General features: G+C 70.1%; 14 protein-coding genes. 2 read left to right on the top strand and 12 right to left on the bottom strand.

All coding sequences use genetic code 11. The features are described 5' to 3' along the window. Window positions 1–4: 4 nt before the first annotated feature. The 9 genes from ACWC2T_RS31260 to pqqA all read right to left on the bottom strand — a co-directional run bounded on the left by ACWC2T_RS31260 (window position 5) and on the right by pqqA (window position 11,954). Window positions 5–2,035, bottom strand: a complete 2,031-nt coding sequence (locus ACWC2T_RS31260) for a PQQ-dependent sugar dehydrogenase (RefSeq protein WP_450673690.1) — start codon at window positions 2,033–2,035, stop codon at window positions 5–7. 22 nt (window positions 2,036–2,057) lie between these two features. Beyond that, the gene (locus ACWC2T_RS31265; RefSeq protein ID WP_450673691.1) at window positions 2,058–4,307 is read right to left on the bottom strand and encodes an alpha-galactosidase; all 2,250 of its coding nucleotides are present in this window, start codon (window positions 4,305–4,307) and stop codon (window positions 2,058–2,060) included. Then, entirely contained in the window at window positions 4,304–7,549 is a 3,246-nt protein-coding gene (locus ACWC2T_RS31270) for a glycosyl hydrolase family 28 protein (protein WP_450673692.1), read from the bottom strand. Before ACWC2T_RS31270 ends, ACWC2T_RS31265 begins: the two co-directional genes overlap by 4 nt. 13 nt (window positions 7,550–7,562) lie before the next feature. Continuing rightward, complete coding sequence (locus ACWC2T_RS31275) at window positions 7,563–8,348, bottom strand: Tat pathway signal sequence domain protein (protein ID WP_450673693.1); 786 nt, start codon at window positions 8,346–8,348, stop codon at window positions 7,563–7,565. Beyond that, entirely contained in the window at window positions 8,345–9,556 is a 1,212-nt protein-coding gene (locus ACWC2T_RS31280) for a glycoside hydrolase family 88/105 protein (protein WP_450673694.1), read from the bottom strand. Before ACWC2T_RS31280 ends, ACWC2T_RS31275 begins: the two co-directional genes overlap by 4 nt. A gap of 157 nt (window positions 9,557–9,713) precedes the next feature. Beyond that, window positions 9,714–10,823, bottom strand: a complete 1,110-nt coding sequence (gene pqqE / locus ACWC2T_RS31285) for a pyrroloquinoline quinone biosynthesis protein PqqE (protein WP_450673695.1) — start codon at window positions 10,821–10,823, stop codon at window positions 9,714–9,716. After that, window positions 10,820–11,077 (bottom strand): pyrroloquinoline quinone biosynthesis peptide chaperone PqqD, encoded by a 258-nt coding sequence (gene pqqD, locus ACWC2T_RS31290; protein ID WP_450673696.1) that lies wholly within the window; start codon window positions 11,075–11,077, stop codon window positions 10,820–10,822. Before pqqD ends, pqqE begins: the two co-directional genes overlap by 4 nt. Next, window positions 11,074–11,790 (bottom strand): pyrroloquinoline-quinone synthase PqqC, encoded by a 717-nt coding sequence (gene pqqC / locus ACWC2T_RS31295; RefSeq protein WP_450673697.1) that lies wholly within the window; start codon window positions 11,788–11,790, stop codon window positions 11,074–11,076. The genes pqqD and pqqC overlap by 4 nt, the downstream gene beginning before the upstream one ends. Continuing rightward, window positions 11,787–11,954 (bottom strand): pyrroloquinoline quinone precursor peptide PqqA, encoded by a 168-nt coding sequence (gene pqqA / locus ACWC2T_RS31300; protein WP_450673698.1) that lies wholly within the window; start codon window positions 11,952–11,954, stop codon window positions 11,787–11,789. The genes pqqC and pqqA overlap by 4 nt, the downstream gene beginning before the upstream one ends. A 324-nt stretch (window positions 11,955–12,278) precedes the next feature. Here pqqA and ACWC2T_RS31305 point away from each other — a divergent pair, with 324 nt between their 5' ends. Then, window positions 12,279–13,115, top strand: a complete 837-nt coding sequence (locus tag ACWC2T_RS31305) for an aldo/keto reductase (protein ID WP_450673699.1) — start codon at window positions 12,279–12,281, stop codon at window positions 13,113–13,115. A 268-nt stretch (window positions 13,116–13,383) separates the two neighbouring features. Here the strand turns inward: ACWC2T_RS31305 and ACWC2T_RS31310 are convergent, their stop codons facing one another. After that, the gene (locus tag ACWC2T_RS31310) at window positions 13,384–13,995 is read right to left on the bottom strand and encodes a hypothetical protein (protein WP_450673700.1); all 612 of its coding nucleotides are present in this window, start codon (window positions 13,993–13,995) and stop codon (window positions 13,384–13,386) included. 210 nt (window positions 13,996–14,205) lie between these two features. Between ACWC2T_RS31310 and ACWC2T_RS31315 the strand changes: the two genes are divergently transcribed. Next, the gene (locus ACWC2T_RS31315; protein WP_450673701.1) at window positions 14,206–14,913 is read left to right on the top strand and encodes a glycoside hydrolase family 75 protein; all 708 of its coding nucleotides are present in this window, start codon (window positions 14,206–14,208) and stop codon (window positions 14,911–14,913) included. A 14-nt stretch (window positions 14,914–14,927) separates the two neighbouring features. On the opposite strand, the gene ACWC2T_RS31320 is transcribed toward ACWC2T_RS31315, so the two are convergent. Together ACWC2T_RS31320 and ACWC2T_RS31325 are read right to left on the bottom strand one after the other, a co-directional pair. After that, entirely contained in the window at window positions 14,928–15,629 is a 702-nt protein-coding gene (locus ACWC2T_RS31320; RefSeq protein WP_450673702.1) for an SDR family oxidoreductase, read from the bottom strand. 126 nt (window positions 15,630–15,755) lie between these two features. Then, window positions 15,756–16,667 carry a class I SAM-dependent methyltransferase gene (locus ACWC2T_RS31325; RefSeq protein WP_450673703.1) on the bottom strand — a complete coding sequence of 304 codons (912 nt, stop codon included), beginning with the start codon at window positions 16,665–16,667 and terminating at the stop codon, window positions 15,756–15,758. Window position 16,668 lies beyond the last annotated feature (1 nt).

Here is a 16,668-nt window from a genome sequence, read left to right on the forward strand (position 1 = left end):
GGCGTCAACTGATCGTCACCTTGAAGATCCTGTCGGACCCGTCGGCGGCGCCTCCGTTGTTGTCGCAGTTGGTGGTGGACAGCCACAGCTGGTCGGCGCCCGGCACCTTGGTCACGGTGCGCAGCCGACCGTAGGTGCCGACGTAGTACGCGCTCGGTGTGCCGACGCTCTCGGTGTCGCCGTTGATGGGGATGCGCCACAGGCGTTCGCCGCGCAGGGACGCCATGTAGATCACGTTGCGGACGACGGCGATGCCGCTCGGCGAGGCCTCGGAGACGTTCCAGGTGGCCTTGGGATTGGTCATGCCGGCGACGTTGCAGCTGCCCTCGCAGATGGGCCAGCCGTAGTTCGCGCCGGGCTTGATGAGGTTGAGTTCGTCCTTGGAGCTGTTGCCGAACTCCGCCTCCCAGAGCCGCCCGTTGCGGTCGAAGGCGAGGCCCTGCGGGTTGCGGTGGCCCAAGGAGTAGACGTAATTGCCGAAGGGGTTGCCGGGGGCCGGCCTTCCGTCGGTGGTCATGCGCAGGATCTTGCCGTTGAGGGAGTTCCTGTCCTGCGCGAGGTCGGGCTGCTGGGCCTCGCCGGTGGACACGTACAGATAGCCGTCGGGGCCGAAGGCAAGGCGGCCGCCGTTGTGGTAGCGGTTCTTCTTGATGCCCTGCAGCAGCACCTTGTAGTCGCTGAGTGTCGTCCCGTCGTAGGTCATGCGGACGACCCGGTTGCCCTCGGCGGCGGTGTGCATGAAGTAGACGTAGTGGTCGGTCTCCCACCCGGGGTCGACGGCGACGCCGAGCAGGCCACCCTCGCCGTTGGTGGTGACGGCGTTGGGGACGGTCCCCACCTGTGTCTTCGTGCCGTTCCTGGTCAGCTTCCACACCCGGAAGTCGTCCCGCTCGGTGACCAGGGCGGACTGTCCGTCGGGCATCCAGTAGGTGCCCCAGGGGATGGTCCAGCCCGTGGAGAGGGTGGCGATGGACGACGGGACACCGCCGTCGGTGGCGCAGGCCCTGGTGGTGAAGGTGACCGTGTTGCTCGGCGCGGAGACATTGCCGGCGGCGTCACGGGCGACGACGTTCAGGCTGTAGGGGCTGTCACAGGCGAGCCCGGTGAGCGTGGTGGACGTGCCGCTGGTGACGGTCTTGTAGACGGTGGTGTCGCTGCGCACGTCGTAGGCGGTGACACCGCGGTCGTCGGTCGAGGCGCCCCAGGTCAGGTCGACCGTGTTCGAGGTGATGTCGGCGGTGTGCAGGGTACCGGGGGCGGTCGGCGGTGTGGTGTCGGAGCTGGGCCTGGTGGTGCAGTCGACGACCGGGCTGGCGGGCGAGGTGTTGCCGGCCGCGTCGCGGGCGATGACCGTGAGGTCGTAGGTGGTGTTCGGGGCGAGTCCGGTCAGCGTCTTCGAGGTCGTGCTGCCGGGCGCCTCGCCGATCTTGTTGCCGTGCTCGTAGAGGTCGTACGCCGCGACGCCGACGTCGTCGGTCGACGCGCCCCAGGACAGGGTCAGGTGGTCCTCGCCGATGTCCGAGCAGGAGGGCTGCCCGGGGCGGGTGGGGGCCTGGGTGTCGGACGGTGTGCCGAGGCTCATGCGGTCCAGGTTGGGGCCGCCGTTCGCCGTGGTGGCCGTGGCCCGGATCCTGTTCGTGCCCGCCTTCAGGGTGACGTTGACCGATGTGGCGGCCCAGGTGTTCCAGTCCGCCGTGCCCGGGAAGGAGACGGCGGGCGCGACGACGGTGCCGTTGACGGAGAGGTCCATCGGCCGGTCGGCGGCGGTGCCGTTGGCGTACCGCAGGGTGACCGAGACGGGACCGGCGGAGGCGGCACTGACCGTGAACTCCACATAGGAGCCCTTGACGTTGGTGTAGTCGACGAAACCGGTGCCCGTGAACCCGGTGTGGTTGCCGGCCACGGTGCCCTGGGAAATCAGGGCGTCCTCGGCCTGGTAGTCGGTGGCGGCGAGGGCGGTGCCCTGGCTCAGACCGGCAAGGGGCAGAGCGAGGGCCGCGGCGAGCCCGTACGGCAGAACTCTCTTCAGATGCATGGGTGTTTCCCCTTGTTTCCCCTCAGCCCGTGTACTGGGTGAAGACCTTGAGGTAGTCGTACGGCTGCTGTGGCACGCCGCTGCAGGAGTCGCCGTCGGTGCCGGAGCCGCAGGGGCGGTCGCGGTTGGCGGACCAGTAGGTGAGGCGCGCGATGTGGTGCTGCCGGGCGTAGGCGAGCATGGTCCGGAAGTCGGCGACGCGGACGCGCTCACCGGAGTCGTCGGTCTTCCCGTTCATCGACGACAGACCGATGTGGGCGTAGGCGGTGGCGTCGTCATAGCCGTAGGCCGCCTTGACCCGGGCCTTGAGACCCTCCATGGCCTGCGTCGTCAGGGTGCCCATGTTCGTGGTGCCGCCGCCGAAGTCGAACGGCATGACGCACCAGACGTCGTTCGCCAGCCCGGACCTGGCCGCCCGCTGGATCATGTCGACGCCGGTGGCGTCGGGCCCGGACGTGGTGGTGCCGAAGGTGATGACCGTCTTCAGGCCGGGGTTGTTCGCCTTCACGGTCCTCAGGGCGTCCACGACACGTTGGCGGACGGTGGCGTTCGACCACTCGGTGTTCTCGATGTCGATGTCCAGCGCCCGCAGCCTGTACGCGTTGATCACCTTCTGGTAGGCGCCGGCCAGTGCGGAGGCACTGGAACACCTCTCCCCCAGCTTGGCGCCGCTCCAGCCGCCGACGGAGACGATCACGTCGTCGCCCGCGGACCGAATACGGTCTATCGCGGCCTGGTCGCTGCCGCCGGTCAGCGGCCGGGTGCCGTCCCACTTGGGGTTGCAGGTGCCGTCGGACAGGACGAAGGCGAGGGTGAACCACTTGACTCCGGTCGCCGACATCACCTGGGTCGGGTCCGGCGGATCGCCCCAGCCCAGGTACTCGTACGGGGCGACGGCCATGCCGGGGGACGCCGCGAGCGCCGTGGCGGAGGCGGTGGGCCTGACCCGGACGAGCCGGGTCTCGCCGGGGCGCAGGGTCGCGCGGTAGGAGCCGGTGACCGTGCCCTTGTGGGAGCCGGACCACAGGTCGGTGACGTCCCCGGAGCCGGTGAATCCGACCTGGGACCAGTTCACGGTGACCGTGGCGCTGCCGGAGGTTCCGGTGTTGAACAGGGCCACCACGTAGTCGCCGTTGCTCTCCCGCTTGCTCCAGACCTGCTGGACACCGCTGTTCACGATCCGTCTCGCCGCGACCCCGTCCTGGTCCACGCCGATCAGCCGGTCGTTGGTGAGCATCGCCTTGTCGACGGGGTCGAGGTGGGTCAGGTCGGTGCCCAGCAGCAGCGGTGCCGCCGCCATCGACCACAGCGTGAACTGGGAGCGGCGCTGGTCGGCGGTGAGTCCCGCCCGGTCGCCGTTGCCGATCTCCAGGGAGTCCAGGTCGTTCCAGCCGCCGGGCCCGGCGTACGGCTGCCAGGCGGCGGCCGAGTCGAAGCGGGCGGAGACATGGGACCAGTTCGTGAGCGGGTAACCGCTTCCATGGGGGCCCGGCCCGCAGTAGCACTCGACGTCACCCTGGGTGCGCCAGCTGTTGGCGAGCGCGCGCCAGGTGGTGGCGTGGTCGAGGGGGAGGTTGTTGGACAGGGCGAAGGTGATGGGCCGGCCGGTGGCCCGCAGGGCCTTGTCCCAGGCCTGGACGTCGGGGACGTCCTGGCTGCCCACGCCGTCGATCTTCAGGTAGTCCACTCCCCATGAAGCGAACTGCCTGGCCCACGAGTTGACGAACTCCTGGGCGCCGGGCCGGGAGTAGTCGATGGCGTACATGTTCTTGCAGTTGTAGTTCTTCTCCGTCTTCGAGGTGTCCGCGATGTCCTTCGCGTGGTACGGAGTGCCCTCGATCGGGGTGTTCTCCAGGACGGCGTTCTTCGCGATGCCGGGGGTGACGTAGAAGCCGAACTTCAGGCCCTTGGCGTGGACGTGGTCGGCGAGAGCCTTGATGCCGTCGGGGAACTTGGCGGTGTCCACGGCCCAGCGGCCGTACGAGTCGACCGTGAAACCGTTTGCATCGCATGTCTGCCAGAAGTCGTCGAGGTTGACCTGGACGAATCCGTGGTCCTTCAGGCCGTTCGACGCCAGCGCGTCGGCCTGTGCCTCGATCGTCGCCTCGGTCGGCTGTCGGCGTACGAAGCTCCAGCTGCTCCAGCCCATGGCGGGCCGCAGGGACTGGCCGTTGTCGGAGGCGGCAGCGGGATGGGTGGCACCGGCGAGGGGCACCGCGGCGGCCACGAGCAGCCCGGCCGTCGCCGTCGTGAGGGTTCTGAGCCGGGTCATGGACGTCCCTTCGGGGCGGGTGTGGCGTAGGAGGTACCGATCCAGGCCTCGTCGATCCGCAGCCGCTGGTAGCGGGCGGTGTCGCTGGAGGCGGCCCAGGTGGAGTCGATCTCGAGGCGGACGTGGCGGGCCGTCGTGGCGGGCAGGTCGATGACCTGGATCCCGCGAGCGCTGGCGAGTTGGCCGCTCTTCACCGGGCTGCCCCAGTTCCTGCCGTCGTCGCTGAGGTAGACCTTGTAGGCCTTGATCCGCGCGGACTGCTCGGTGGCGGAGCGGGCGTAGGCGACGGAGTCCTCGCGCTGGTTCAGCCCGATGTACTGCACCTTCTGCGCCGTGCCGAGGTCGAAGGTGAGGTTCACCGGGAGCGTCTTGTCGTTGTCCCAGTAGGTGAGGTAGTCGCCGTCGCCGGCGGCGGAGCCGGGGTGGCCGCTCGCGGATGTGCTCGCGGTGACGTTGACTCCGGTCGCGATGCCCTGGCGCCCCGCGGTGATCACCTTGAAGACGGTGTCGTACGGGTCCCAGGCGCCGAGGCCGGTGAGGGTGAGCACGCCGCCGGACTGCGACCAGGAAACCGGCGCGCCGGTGCGGAGGTTGGTGACCGAGGCGATGCGGTAACCGTTGTCACCGATGCGCAGGGTGCCGGTGCTCGGCGGGGTCAGGACGTGGAGGTACTGCCGGTCCGGGTCGTCCTTGGCGATGGTGGTGACGCCGTGGGCGCCGTCGTTCCAGAAGCCGGGCTTGAGGCCGCCGTACATGTAGCCGCCGCCCTCGGTGCCGTGCAGGGACTCCCAGATCTTGTCGAGGTAGGAGTTCGCGAAGTTGTTGAAGTCCGCCTGGTTCGACGGGAACTTCCCGTCGACCTGGGCGGTCTCCGCCATGAGCGCCTTCACCGAGGAGCCGGCGTTGGTGATCAGCCGGCCGAGCGTGAGCATCCTGTCGACGGTCGGGTTCGTGCCGTCGTACCACCAGGCGCCGGTCGACGGCAGCTTGAAGTCGGCCTCGGTCAGGCGGGGTTGGGCGGTGTAGATCGCCTGCGGGTAGTCGTAAGCGGGCGTCATGCCCGTCTTCTGCTCATTGCTGATCATGTCCATGATCGGCGTGTCCTCGTTGTTGTTGCTGAGCGTGTAGTTCGGGCGCTTCTGATAGATCTGCGCGTAGAGGTTGTGGCTCTGCCAGTACGCGTTGTCGTTGTCGATCCAGAAGCCGCCGAGGTCGGGGTAACGGTCCATGACCTCGAAGAAGTTGTCGTACGAGAACTGCCCGAAGCCGTCGCGGGTGGTGAGGTCGATGTGTCGGCCCTTGTAGGCGGAGTAGGCGGCCGAGTCGAGCCACTCGTGGCCGCCGTCGCCGTGCCACTGGGGGTCGTCGGTCATGTAGAGGATGACCTTCATGCCCTTGGCCTTGGCCGCGTTGATCAGCTCACCGAGGAAGTCCCGCTTGGTGGAGCAGGAACCGGGGATCTTCGACGGCCACGGGCGGGCGTAGCCGAGCCGGCTGTGGAAGGTCGCCAGCACGATGTACTGCGTGTGCAGTTTCCGCGCCTCGTTCACCCAGTAGTCCGGCGTCCAGCCGCCGCTGGTGACGTCCTTCTCCCAGGCGGTGCAGCTGGTGTGCGCGGGGGCGGTGCGCAGGCCCCAGTGCAGGAAGAGGCCGCCGACGGAGGCGCGGAGGAAGGCCTGGCGGGGGTTCTCGACGTCGCCCGGGCGGACCGGGGCGGCGCAGTTCTGACTGGATCCGGTGGCCGAGACGCGGAGGGCACCGCCGTTGGTGGCGTGGCTGTCGCTGACGCAGTAGCCGGTGACGGACTGGAACCCGAGGTCGTGCGGCGAGTTGCCGCCCTTCTGCGCGGTGAACCGGGTCAACCGGACACCGCTCGCCGCGTTGGCGATGAGGGCGGGGCGGCCGTCGTCCGCCGCGAACCTCACGGAGCTGTCGGTGAAGGTGACGCCGTCGGCATCGTGCAGGTACCAGCCGTACGCCGGCCGGGTCCCGATGCTCTTGGGGTTGTAGTCCTTCGGGTCGTTGCTCGGCACACCGGTGGACATGGTGCCGTTCCCGCCCGGGACGGTGATGTTGACGTTGTTGAAGGTGACGTTGCTGATGCGGTGGCCGTCCTCGCCCCACAGGGTCGGGCTGAAGGACGGGCTGTTGCCGGTGGCCGTGATGCCGTCGTACGTGATGTCGCTGATCGAGCCGACGCCGGGACTGTTTCCGCACCGCTTCCGCGTGCCGATCTTCTCCATGATCGGCGAGTGCACGTCGGCCATGGTGATGTCGCGGTAGTGGACGTCGGAGATCCTCGCGCCGTCCATGGAGACCATGCCGAGCCCGGACTTGCCGGCGCCCTCGATACGGATCTTCTCGAACTGGTAGTCGGAGAAGTCGCCGCAGGTCTCGGAGCCGAACATCAGGGCGTTGCAGCAGCGCGCCGACAGCACCGAATCGCTCACGCTCACATGGCCGTTGGGGAGCCTGGCGCCGAGGGCGTAGTCGCTCTTGAAGACCAGGGCGTCGTCGTTGGCGGCGATGTGCGAGTTGGTGATCGTGACATTGGTAGTGGAGATGACGTTCCAGCCGTCGCGGTCGCTCGCGGTGTCGATGGTCAGGTGGTCGGAGACGACGTTCGTGCAGCCGTTGATCAGGGCGGCGAAGTGGCCGCCGCGGCGCAGGGTGAGACCGTCGCCGAGCCGGAGCCCGTCGCAGCGGGTCAGCGAGAGGATCTTGTCGGCCTGGCCGGACTTCGGGTTGCCGGTGATCAGGTTTCCGGCGCCGTCGATGACCCCGCCGCCGGTGAAGCCGATGTCGGTCAGCCGGTCGCCGTAGATCATCGCGTTGTGGAAGTGGCTGTGCCCGTAGTCCTGGTACTTGTCGTTCGGGTTGGACTCTGGCGGGTCGTAGGTGCCGGAGGAGGAGCCCTGCAGGGTGGCGCCCTTGTCGACCTGGAGCGTCACATGGCTCTTCATGTGGATGGTGTTGCCGGACCTGTAGGTGCCGGCCGGGAAGCGGACCGTCCCGCCGCCGGCTGCGTTGGCGGCGGTGATGGCCTTGTCGATGCCGGGGGTGTCGTTGGTGGAGCCGTCGCCCTTGGCGCCGTAGTCGCGCACGTCGTAAACGGTTGCCGGACGGGGCGTGGCGGGGTGCGGGGCGGCGAGGGCGGCGGGGTGGGCGAGGCCGAGGACGACGGCGAGGACGCACAGCAGGATCGCCGCCGCCCGTCTCGGGTCGGCGATGCGGGGTTTCACGAGGACGGCTCCTTCAGGCGAGTTGGTAGCCGCGGAGGTTGGTGAGCAGCAGGTAGGTGTCCTGCAGGGAACCGGAGGTGTCGCCGAGGGAGCGGTAGATGCCCCACTTGGGGCGCACCCGGTCGGCGAGGAAGGTGTCGACACCGGACCTGGATGTGTCGACGACGGTGGTGGAACCGCTCTTGAGGGTCCAGCGGACGGAGCCGGCCGAGCCGTTGCCGATCTTGATCTGGAAGTCGACGTCGGCCCATGTGTCGTGCAGCGGGTCGAGGTTCGTACGACCGACGAGGATGTCGTCGATCGCGAGCCGGAGTTCGATGGTCTGCACCCCGTTCACGCGCCGCAGGGACTGCACGACGATCGGGGAGGTGCCGGCGCCGGGCTGTTTCATCTGCATGATGTGGGTGAAGGTCGTCGTTGCCCTGAGGGTGCTCGGGATGTACATCGAGTAGGTGAGCCGCCAGGTCTGGCCCTCGGTCCACTTCAGGTAGCTGTCGGCGCCGGTGCGCAGGCCGGTGACCTCCTGGCGCTGGCGGTCGGTGGAGGTGTCCCGGTCGACCGTGTGCATGTTGAAGCGCCAGTTGTCGCCGGTGGCGAAGATGTGCGGATGGCCCGCCGGGTGGGAGTGCGCGCGGTCGTCCTCGACGGTCTCGAAGGCACGGAGCCCGTCGGTGCGCGCCGACGGCGACCACTTCAGCTGCCAGGAGGCGGCGTGGGCGTCGGTGGCGGGCAGGCCGGTCGCGGCTGCCGCGGCGCCGCCGAGCGCGGCGCCGAGCACAGCCCTTCTGGATGTGCTCATGACACTGAATCACCTCGCAGTTGCTCGTTCATGATCAGAAAGGCCCCGAGGCCGTGGAAGTCGTTGGTGGCCCGGGGGCGGCCGACGTAGTACGCGTAGTCGCCGACGTTGGTGCCGACGGAGATGTCGGCCAGGTTCGTACGGCCGTCCGCGCCGACCGACAGCCGGGCCAGCACGCCCTGGTAGCCGCGCCGGGCGACTGCGTTGAAGTGCGGGTCCAGATAGCCCTGTTGGACCCCGCGGGAGAGGGTGAAGGCGAACATGCTGGAGCAGGAGGTCTCGGTCCAGTTGTCCGCCCGGGAGCCCTTGTCCATCACCTGGAACCAGCGCCCGGACGCCGGGTCCTGGTACTTCTCCAGGGACGAGGCCAACGTCCGCAGGATGCCAAGCAGTTGGGGACGCCGGGGCTGGTCGGCGGGGATCGCGTCGAGGACGTTCACCAGCGCCATGGCGTACCAGCCGACGGCACGGCACCAGTGCTCCGGGGCGAGACCGGTGGCCGGGTCGGCCCAGCTCGCCGACCTCGACTCGTCGTAGGCGTGCCGCAACAGGCCGTTCGCCACCTGGAGATGACCGCCGTAGACGGACAGCTGCCTGGCGGCCTCGCCGCTCGTGTAGGCCCTGTCGCTGAACTCCCTGCCGTACTCGACCAGGAACGGGTTCACCATGTAGGCGCCGTCCGCCCACAGTTGGTGGGCCCGGCTGCTGGTGTCGGCGTGCCAGAAGCCGCCGTCGGAGGTACGCGGATAGCTGTTCAGGCGGTCGCGGATCTTCCTCGCGGCCCTGCCGTAGCGGTCCTGGCCGGTGTCGTGGTGCAGGATCACCAGCAGCCGGCCCGCCTGCATGCTGTCGAGACTGTTGAAGGTCTGGTCGATCGTGCCGTCGCTGTGCACGAACCGGTCGACGTAGGCCTTGATGTAGGCGAGCAGGCGCGCGTCATGGGTGCGCCGGTACACGAGGTACTGGCCGTAGAGATACAGACCCACGGGGTACGACCAGCCGCCGATGGTGGCCGGTGTGTAGCGCGCCATGGTGGAGTCCACGACGGCCATGGACCAGTCGGGGGCGGCGGCGGGGCGGGACGCCGGGGCCGGCGCGAAGGGTACGGGGGTGGCGCTCGCCGGGGATACGGCGGCGGGCAACGCGGTCAGGACGGCGGTGGCGAGCGTGGCTGCGGTCAGCGCGACCCGCCGGCGTCGGCGTCTCATGGTCCTCCTTCTCGATGGACGTACACATGTCGATATGCGGTGTCGGCCGCGCCGTGGACTGTCGCATCGACCAGAGAGCGGCCCGGCGCATCCCGGCAGACGGGACCGGGGCGCGGGCGGGGGGCGCCGGACAGCACGGCCCGCAAGCACCGGCCTCTCACCGGCCTCCCCCTCGGTAGACGTGCACGGGTGGATACGCGCTGTCGGCCGCGCCGTGGACCATCGCGTCGACCAGTGGGCGGTCCGGGGCGTGTCGGCAGGCGGGGTCGGTGCGGGTTGCGTCGCCGGTCAGGGCGTATGCCTGGCAGCGGCAGCCGCCGTGGTCGACGGTGCGCAGGGCGCAGCCGCGGCACGGTTCGGGCATCCAGGTCTCGCCCCGGAAGGCGTTGAAGGCCCTCGACTCCCGCCAGATCCAGGCCAGTTCGTGGTGCGACACGTTCGGCGGGTCCAGGCCGGGCAGGGTTCCGGCCGCCGGGCACGGCAGCACCGTGCCGTCCGGGGCGACGGTGAGCGAGACGACACCCCATCCGCCCATGCAGGGTTTCGCAGTGGCGTCCACCAGGTCGGGGGCCACCCACACCAACTCCAGTGTGCCGCCGAGTCGTTCGCGCCAGTGGGCCACTCGGGTCCGGGCCCGGTCGACCTGGGCGGGCGTGGGCAGCAGCGTGGCGCGGTTGCGGGCCGCCCAGCCGTGGTACTGGGTGTTCGCCAGCTCGATCCGGTCGGCACCCCAGTCGAGCGCGAGCCGGATCAGGCCGTCGAGGTCGTCCAGGTTGCCGCGGTGCAGGACGGCGTTCAGCCCGAGGGGCAGTCCGGCCTCGCGAACCAGCCGGGCGGAGCGTTCCTTCGCGGTGAACGACCGTGCTCCGGCGATGCGTTCGGCGGCTGCGCGGTCGGCGTGCTGCACCGACAACTGCACACTGCGCAGCCCGGCCCCGGTCAGCTCGGCCAGCCGCCGCTCACCGAGGCCCACTCCGCTGGTGACGAGCTGGGTGTACAGGCCCACGCGGTCGGCGGCGGCCACCAGGTCGGGCAGGTCGCGCCGCAGCAGCGGCTCGCCGCCGGACAGATGGGTGTGGACGACACCGAGGGCACCGGCCTGCCGGAAGACCTCCGACCACTGCTCCGTGCACAACTCTGCTGACCGACCGACCAGTTCGACCGGGTTGGAGCAGTAGCCGCAGCGCAGCGGGCACGCGTGGGTGAGTTCGGCGAGCAGGGCCCAGGGAGGAGAGGGAGGTGCGGGAGGTGTGGGAGGCGCGGTCATCTCAGGCAGCCCTCCTTCCGTAACCGGGCCAGAAATTCCGGGACTTCGGCGGCGACGGGCGCTGCGGGATGACGTACGGCCAGCTCGGCGACGACGGCATCCACGTCCCGGACGCCGTCGCACAGCTGCAGCACCGCGCCCGCGCTGCCGTCGAGCACCACCACCCGCTCCGGCAGCAACAACAGGTCGGCGCCCCGCACCGGGTCGTGCCGCAACACCACACCGCGGGCGAGGACGGGGCTCCATGACGTCATGGGTCGCTCCGGTCCACCGCGTCCAGCAGGGCCCACAGCACCTCACACTTGAACTCCAGTGCCTGGACTGCCCGTTGCTGCTCCTCGCGGATACGGGCCCGGGCGAGGACCAGGGCGAGGGCCTGCTCGGCGTCCCGGGCGCCCTGGGTGACACGGGTACGGAAGTAGCCGAGGCCGGCCGGGTCGATCCACGGGTAGTGGCGTTCGAAGGCGGCGATGCGGGTGCGCATCAGGTCCGGGGCGGACAGTTCGGTCAAGGAGGCGGCGACGGCGTCCAGCACCGGGCGGCGCCGGCAGAAGGTGACGTATCCCTCCACCGCGAACCGCACCGCGGGCGGTACCCGGGAGGTGTCCCACAGCTCCTCGCGGGCGAGGCCGGCCGCCTCGCCGAGCCGCAACCAGCGCTCGATACCGCCCCCCGTGTCGTCGGTACCGTCCTGGTCGTGGATGCGGCGCAGCCAGGCGCGGCGCTCCTCGGGCCGGTCGAGCTTCGCGAGGATCAGCGCGTCCTTGACGGGGATGTGCCGCTGGTAGTGGAAGCGGGCGGCGATCCAGCGGCGCAGTTCGGCGGGGGTCAGTTCGCCGCGGTGCATCCGCTGGTTGAAGGGGTGCCGGTCGTGGTAGCGCGTCGCGGTGACCGCGCGCAGCCGCTCGGTGAACTCGGCGGCCGGCCAGGCGGCGCGGGCGTCGGGTTCCGGTGGTGCCGCGGTCATGCGGCCGGGGGCGGCTCGGGCGGACGGCGGTCGGCTAGCGCGTAGGCGGTCACCTCCAGTGCGGTCTCCACGATGTGGTAACCAGGGCTTTTCCAGACCTTTTCATCCGATGTATTCGGGTCGGGGTGGTGCGTCAGGGCAGACGGGCGAAGGCTCTCGCTCATGCGTGCGTACTCGCTTTCCTGAGGGTGGGGAGTCTCAGAAGGGAGCCAAGGGGAGACGCGGCCGCGCTCAGGGCCGACCCCGGGCGTTCACATGTATGCACCGGATTCAGCGACATGTCCGGTGGCTCGATACAGAGTTGCGGGACGAAGGGCTCCGGTCAATGGTCCGGACCGGAAACGTCGGATGCATTTCCGGCCAATCCTCGCTCCGGGGACTGAATCACCGGTCAGTTCGGCCGGATCGTGCCATCAGGAATGCATCGCGGCGCGTGATCGTTGACGATGGCAGTACCACCTGTCGACTACCAAAGGATCAACAGGCTCGTGAGCAGCAAGGTCCCCCCGATCATCCTGAACAACGGCGTCGAGATGCCCCAGCTGGGCTACGGCGTGTGGCAGGTGCCGGACGACGAGGCCGAGCGGACCGTCGCCACGGCGCTGGAGGCCGGGTACCGCAGCATCGACACCGCGGCCATCTACGGCAACGAAGAGGGCACCGGCAAGGCCATCGCCGCCTCCGGCCTGCCCCGCGAGGACATCTTCGTCACCACCAAGCTCTGGAACAGCGACCAGGGGTACGACGCCACCCTGCGCGCCTTCGACGCGTCGCTGCAGAAGCTGGGGCTCGACTACCTCGACCTGTACCTGATCCACTGGCCGCTGCCGGCCCGCGGCACGTACACCGACACCTACAAGGCGTTCGAGAAGCTGCTGGCCGACGGCCGGGTCCGCGCCATCGGCGTGTCCAACTTCCTTCCCGAGCACCTCGAGCGGCTGATCTCCGAGACCTCCGTCATCCCGGCGGTCAACCAGATCGAGCTGCACCCGCATCTGCAGCAGCGCGCCGCCCGCGAGTTCCACGCCGAGCAGGGCATCGCTACCGAGGCCTGGTCGCCGCTGGGCCAGGGCAAGGGCCTGCTGGAGGTCCCGGCGATCGTCGCCATCGCGCAGAAGCACGGTCGCACCCCGGCCCAGGTCGTGCTGCGCTGGCACATCCAGCTCGGCAACATCGTGATCCCGAAGTCGGTGACGCCGTCCAGGATCAAGGAGAACATCGAGGTCTTCGACTTCAGCCTGGACGACGAGGACCTCGCGGCGATCAGCGCGCTCAACGAGGACCGGCGCCTGGGCCCGGACCCGGCCACCTTCGACATGGGCTGACACCCCTCGCCGTCGGCCTGGACTCCAGGCCGACACCGACCGCGCACCACACGGCCGCGCGTCCCGTCCGCACGGCGGGGCGGGCGGCCGCATGCGATTCGGGGGCGGCCGGCCGAGCGCGTCGGGGGCGGCCGGCCGAGCGCGCCACGCCCCTGACCTGCGGCGCCCGGGGGGCGCGGGTTGGCGTCGGCCCATGACCCGGCACGGGGGGCGCGCACCGCCGTATGACTCCGTATGACTGGAGCCGGTGCAGGTCAGCCGCAGGCGCTCAGTCCCCCCGTACGTCCGCGTGGACGACCTCGAACTCCTCCAGGGCGATGACGCTGCAGTGCGCCTTGGCCGTTCCCTCGCGCCGGATCGCCGCAACCCCGGCCCGGGACGCGATGAGGGACGCGCGGTCGGCGAAGAGGACGCCCGCCATTCCGCGGCCGCGTTCGCGGTCCAGGAAGAGGGCCGCGCCGGCGAATCCGGGCAGGACCTCCAGCCGGGGCAGCGCGCCGGTGTGGAAGGTGTCGGCGGCGAGGTCCGCGTCGGCCGGGTCGAACTCGAGCCGGGTGACCCGCAGCCCGCCGCCGGTGACGGGCCGGCGCGCGCGGTGGAAGACGGCCGCCTCGTAGTTCTCGACCGCGACGGTCCCGGCGAAGGGCTGCAGCAGTTCCGGCCGCCGTACGCTCATCACCTCGTCGCTGTTGCGGCGCGCCTCCACGGACTCCCACCAGCTGACCGCGAGCAGTTTGCCGAGGTCACGGTCGACGAAGACGCCCGCGCCCCGATAGCCGGGCCGCTCCTCCAGCAGGTCGTGCCCTCGCGTGTTCAGGGCCCCCACGGCCGTGCCCAGCCGCGCCGGATCACCGGTCGCGTACACCGTGCGTACGAACATGCGCGTCGCCTCCCGGAGCAATGCTCCTGCCGACCAACGCAGCCGACATATCCGGAAAAGTGGTCTCCTTCAGTTTTGCCACGGTCTCAAATCACCGCAATACGCACAGCTTTCGGGAGCCCGCAACCGGAGGGTTGACGCGGACATGAACACGGGTCCACGGTGTACGCCACCTAGTAAGGAAACTTTCCTAACAGAAGGGCCCCCACAGTGCGCCTTCGAACCCTGACCCTTGCCGCGGCCTCCGGGGCCGCCCTGCTGGCCGCCGGAATGCTGCCCGCGCACGCGTCCGCCGGCCCGGCGGCGCGGACCGCTCCCGCCTCCGCCCAGGAGGGCTCGGTCAGTGCGGCCGATCTGCTCGCCAAGGTGAAGTCCTGTTCGCAGATATCGAACGGCAAGTACAAGACCGACGACGAGACGCCGGCCACGGTCCCCGTGTGCGGCAAGAACGGCGCGGTGTTCTGGAAGGCCGACATGGACATCGACTGCGACGGCCAGCGCACCACCAACTGCAACGAGAACCGCGACCCCTGGTACCAGAACGACACCGCCTTCCACCAGTCCGACGGCAAGCCGCTGAGGGCGGAGTCGCTCCCGTACGTCGTGGTCCCCAGCTCCAGCAGCATCTGGAACTACTCCAGCGCCGGCATCAAGGGCGGCGGCGTGGTCGCGGTCATCTACAACAACAAGGTGGAGTACGCCGTCGTCGGCGACACCGGCCCCACGAAGATCATCGGCGAGGCGTCGTACGCCACCGCGAAGGCGCTCGGCATCGACCCGGACCCGAAGACCGGCGGCGCCGACTCGGGCGTGACCTACATCCTGTTCAAGAACTCCAGGGTCTCCCCCATCGAGAGCCACAGCGCCGCGGTCTCGCTGGGGGACCAGCTGGCCAAGCAGTTCCTGGCCAACAACTGACCCTGCCCGGTACGTCAGTTGGGCTGCCCCAGCGGACGTACGACCACGGTGTTGACGTCGACCCCGGCCGGCTGCCGGATCGCCCAGACCACCGAGTCGGCGATCTGGTCCGCGGTCAGCAGGTGGCCCGGCGGCAGGCTGCCGAGCCCGTCCCAGAACGGGGTCTCCACCCGGCCGGGGGCGACCAGCGTCACGCCGATCCCGAACTCCGTGACCTGCCGCCGGGTGTTCTCGGCGAGCCCGGTGACCGCCCACTTGGTCGCACCGTAGATGTTGCCCGGGGTGTTCACGAAGCCCGCGACGCTGCCGATGAGGACGATCCGGCCGCGGGACTCCTTCAGCGCCTCGACGGAGGCCCGGACGAGCAGGGCCGGGCCGAGGACGTTGGTGAGCACCATCTCGGTCCAGCCGGCCGGGTCGCCCTCGGCGACGGTGTCGTGCGTGGCGAAGCCAGCGTTGGCGACGACCGTGTCCAGTCGGCCGTATGCCTTCAGCGTGCGGTCGACGGCATCCTGTACATCGTCGAATGCCGACGCGTTGCCGGCGACCGTCAGCAGCGCCTCGGGATTCCCGAGCCCGTCGGCGAAGTCCCGCAGCCGGGCCTCCGTACGGCCGGTGACGGTCACCCGGTGGCCGGCGGCCAGCAACTGCCGGGCGACGGCGGCGCCGATGCCGGTGGCGCCGCCGGTGATGAGTGCGACCGGAGAGTCGTTCATGCGAGGTCCCCCTGTGTGTCGGTGAGACCGGGAGTCCATCACTTGGAGCACTCTCGAAGTCAAGTGCCGTCGCGGGTACGGGGGGAGAGCATGTGCGGCGACTGCACCCCTCTTTGGCGCCGTCGGTCAGGCAGGCCGCACGGCCCGGTGCACCGTGTGGGCCGCCAAAACGAAGACGTCGGGGCGGTGGTGGACGCTGCGGGGATCGGCGGGGTCGAGGAGGCGGTCGAGGGTGGCGCGGTCCTCGGCGTCCAGGGCGTCGGCGTGGATGTCCCGGGTGCGGGTCAGCACACCGACGACGAACGCGCGCACCCCGTCCGGCACGGGGGCGGGGATGTCGAGGAGGAAACTGCGGGTGCCCGTGTGCTTCAGGCCGGCCGCGGTCAGCAGGGCGGGCCAGTCCTCGGTCTCGGCGACCGCGCCGGGCAACTCGGTGCGCATCCGCGCGAAGCGGGCCTCCTGGAGCACGTCGAGGCGGGCCTGCAGTCCGGGTCGGCCGAAGCCGAGGTCGCGGGGCAGGTAGCGGGCGGACAGTCCGCCCTCCAGGATGGCCAGGGTGCCGCCGGGGGCCAGCCGGGCGCCGAACGCGGCGAGCGCGGCCTTCTGGTCGCCGAGGTGGTGCAGGCTGCGGCTGGCCCACAGCAGGTCCGCCGGATACTCCAACTCCGCGAGGGATTCGGGAAGTTCACCGGCGAGGGTGTCGAAGCGGTCGGCGAGGCCCTGGCGGTCGGCGCGGGCCCGGGCGCGCTCCAGCAGCGGTTCGGAGGCGTCGGCGGCGACCACCCGCGCCCCGGGGAACGTCTCCGCCATGAGGCAGGCGATCACCCCGGGCCCGCTGCCCGCGTCCACGATCAGCCCGGGCTCGGTCACCTCCTTGCCCAGCCAGGCCAGGGCGCGCGCGTACGCCGGGGCGCACACCTCGGCCTCCGCCTCCAGCAGCGCGGCCAACGCGCCCCAGTCGACGTCGCCGCCGTGGGTGTGACCGTGGCCGTGCTGTGTGGGGTGCCCGTCTTGCTGGGCCTGGTGGTCGTGTGCCATG

This window comes from Streptomyces sp. NPDC001393 (genome assembly GCF_053597455.1).

What these genes read in the sequence shown, in the direction of transcription:
- ACWC2T_RS31310 (WP_450673700.1), bottom strand. Translation starts at nt 13,995, where the DNA reads ATGTTCGTACGCACGGTGTACGCGACCGGTGATCCGGCGCGGCTGGGC.
- pqqC (WP_450673697.1), bottom strand. Translation starts at nt 11,790, where the DNA reads ATGACCGCGGCACCACCGGAACCCGACGCCCGCGCCGCCTGGCCGGCC.
- ACWC2T_RS31275 (WP_450673693.1), bottom strand. Translation starts at nt 8,348, where the DNA reads ATGAGCACATCCAGAAGGGCTGTGCTCGGCGCCGCGCTCGGCGGCGCC.
- pqqD (WP_450673696.1), bottom strand. Translation starts at nt 11,077, where the DNA reads ATGACGTCATGGAGCCCCGTCCTCGCCCGCGGTGTGGTGTTGCGGCAC.
- ACWC2T_RS31260 (WP_450673690.1), bottom strand. Translation starts at nt 2,035, where the DNA reads ATGCATCTGAAGAGAGTTCTGCCGTACGGGCTCGCCGCGGCCCTCGCT.
- pqqA (WP_450673698.1), bottom strand. Translation starts at nt 11,954, where the DNA reads ATGAGCGAGAGCCTTCGCCCGTCTGCCCTGACGCACCACCCCGACCCG.
- ACWC2T_RS31320 (WP_450673702.1), bottom strand. Translation starts at nt 15,629, where the DNA reads ATGAACGACTCTCCGGTCGCACTCATCACCGGCGGCGCCACCGGCATC.
- ACWC2T_RS31325 (WP_450673703.1), bottom strand. Translation starts at nt 16,667, where the DNA reads ATGGCACACGACCACCAGGCCCAGCAAGACGGGCACCCCACACAGCAC.
- ACWC2T_RS31280 (WP_450673694.1), bottom strand. Translation starts at nt 9,556, where the DNA reads ATGAGACGCCGACGCCGGCGGGTCGCGCTGACCGCAGCCACGCTCGCC.
- pqqE (WP_450673695.1), bottom strand. Translation starts at nt 10,823, where the DNA reads ATGACCGCGCCTCCCACACCTCCCGCACCTCCCTCTCCTCCCTGGGCC.
- ACWC2T_RS31265 (WP_450673691.1), bottom strand. Translation starts at nt 4,307, where the DNA reads ATGACCCGGCTCAGAACCCTCACGACGGCGACGGCCGGGCTGCTCGTG.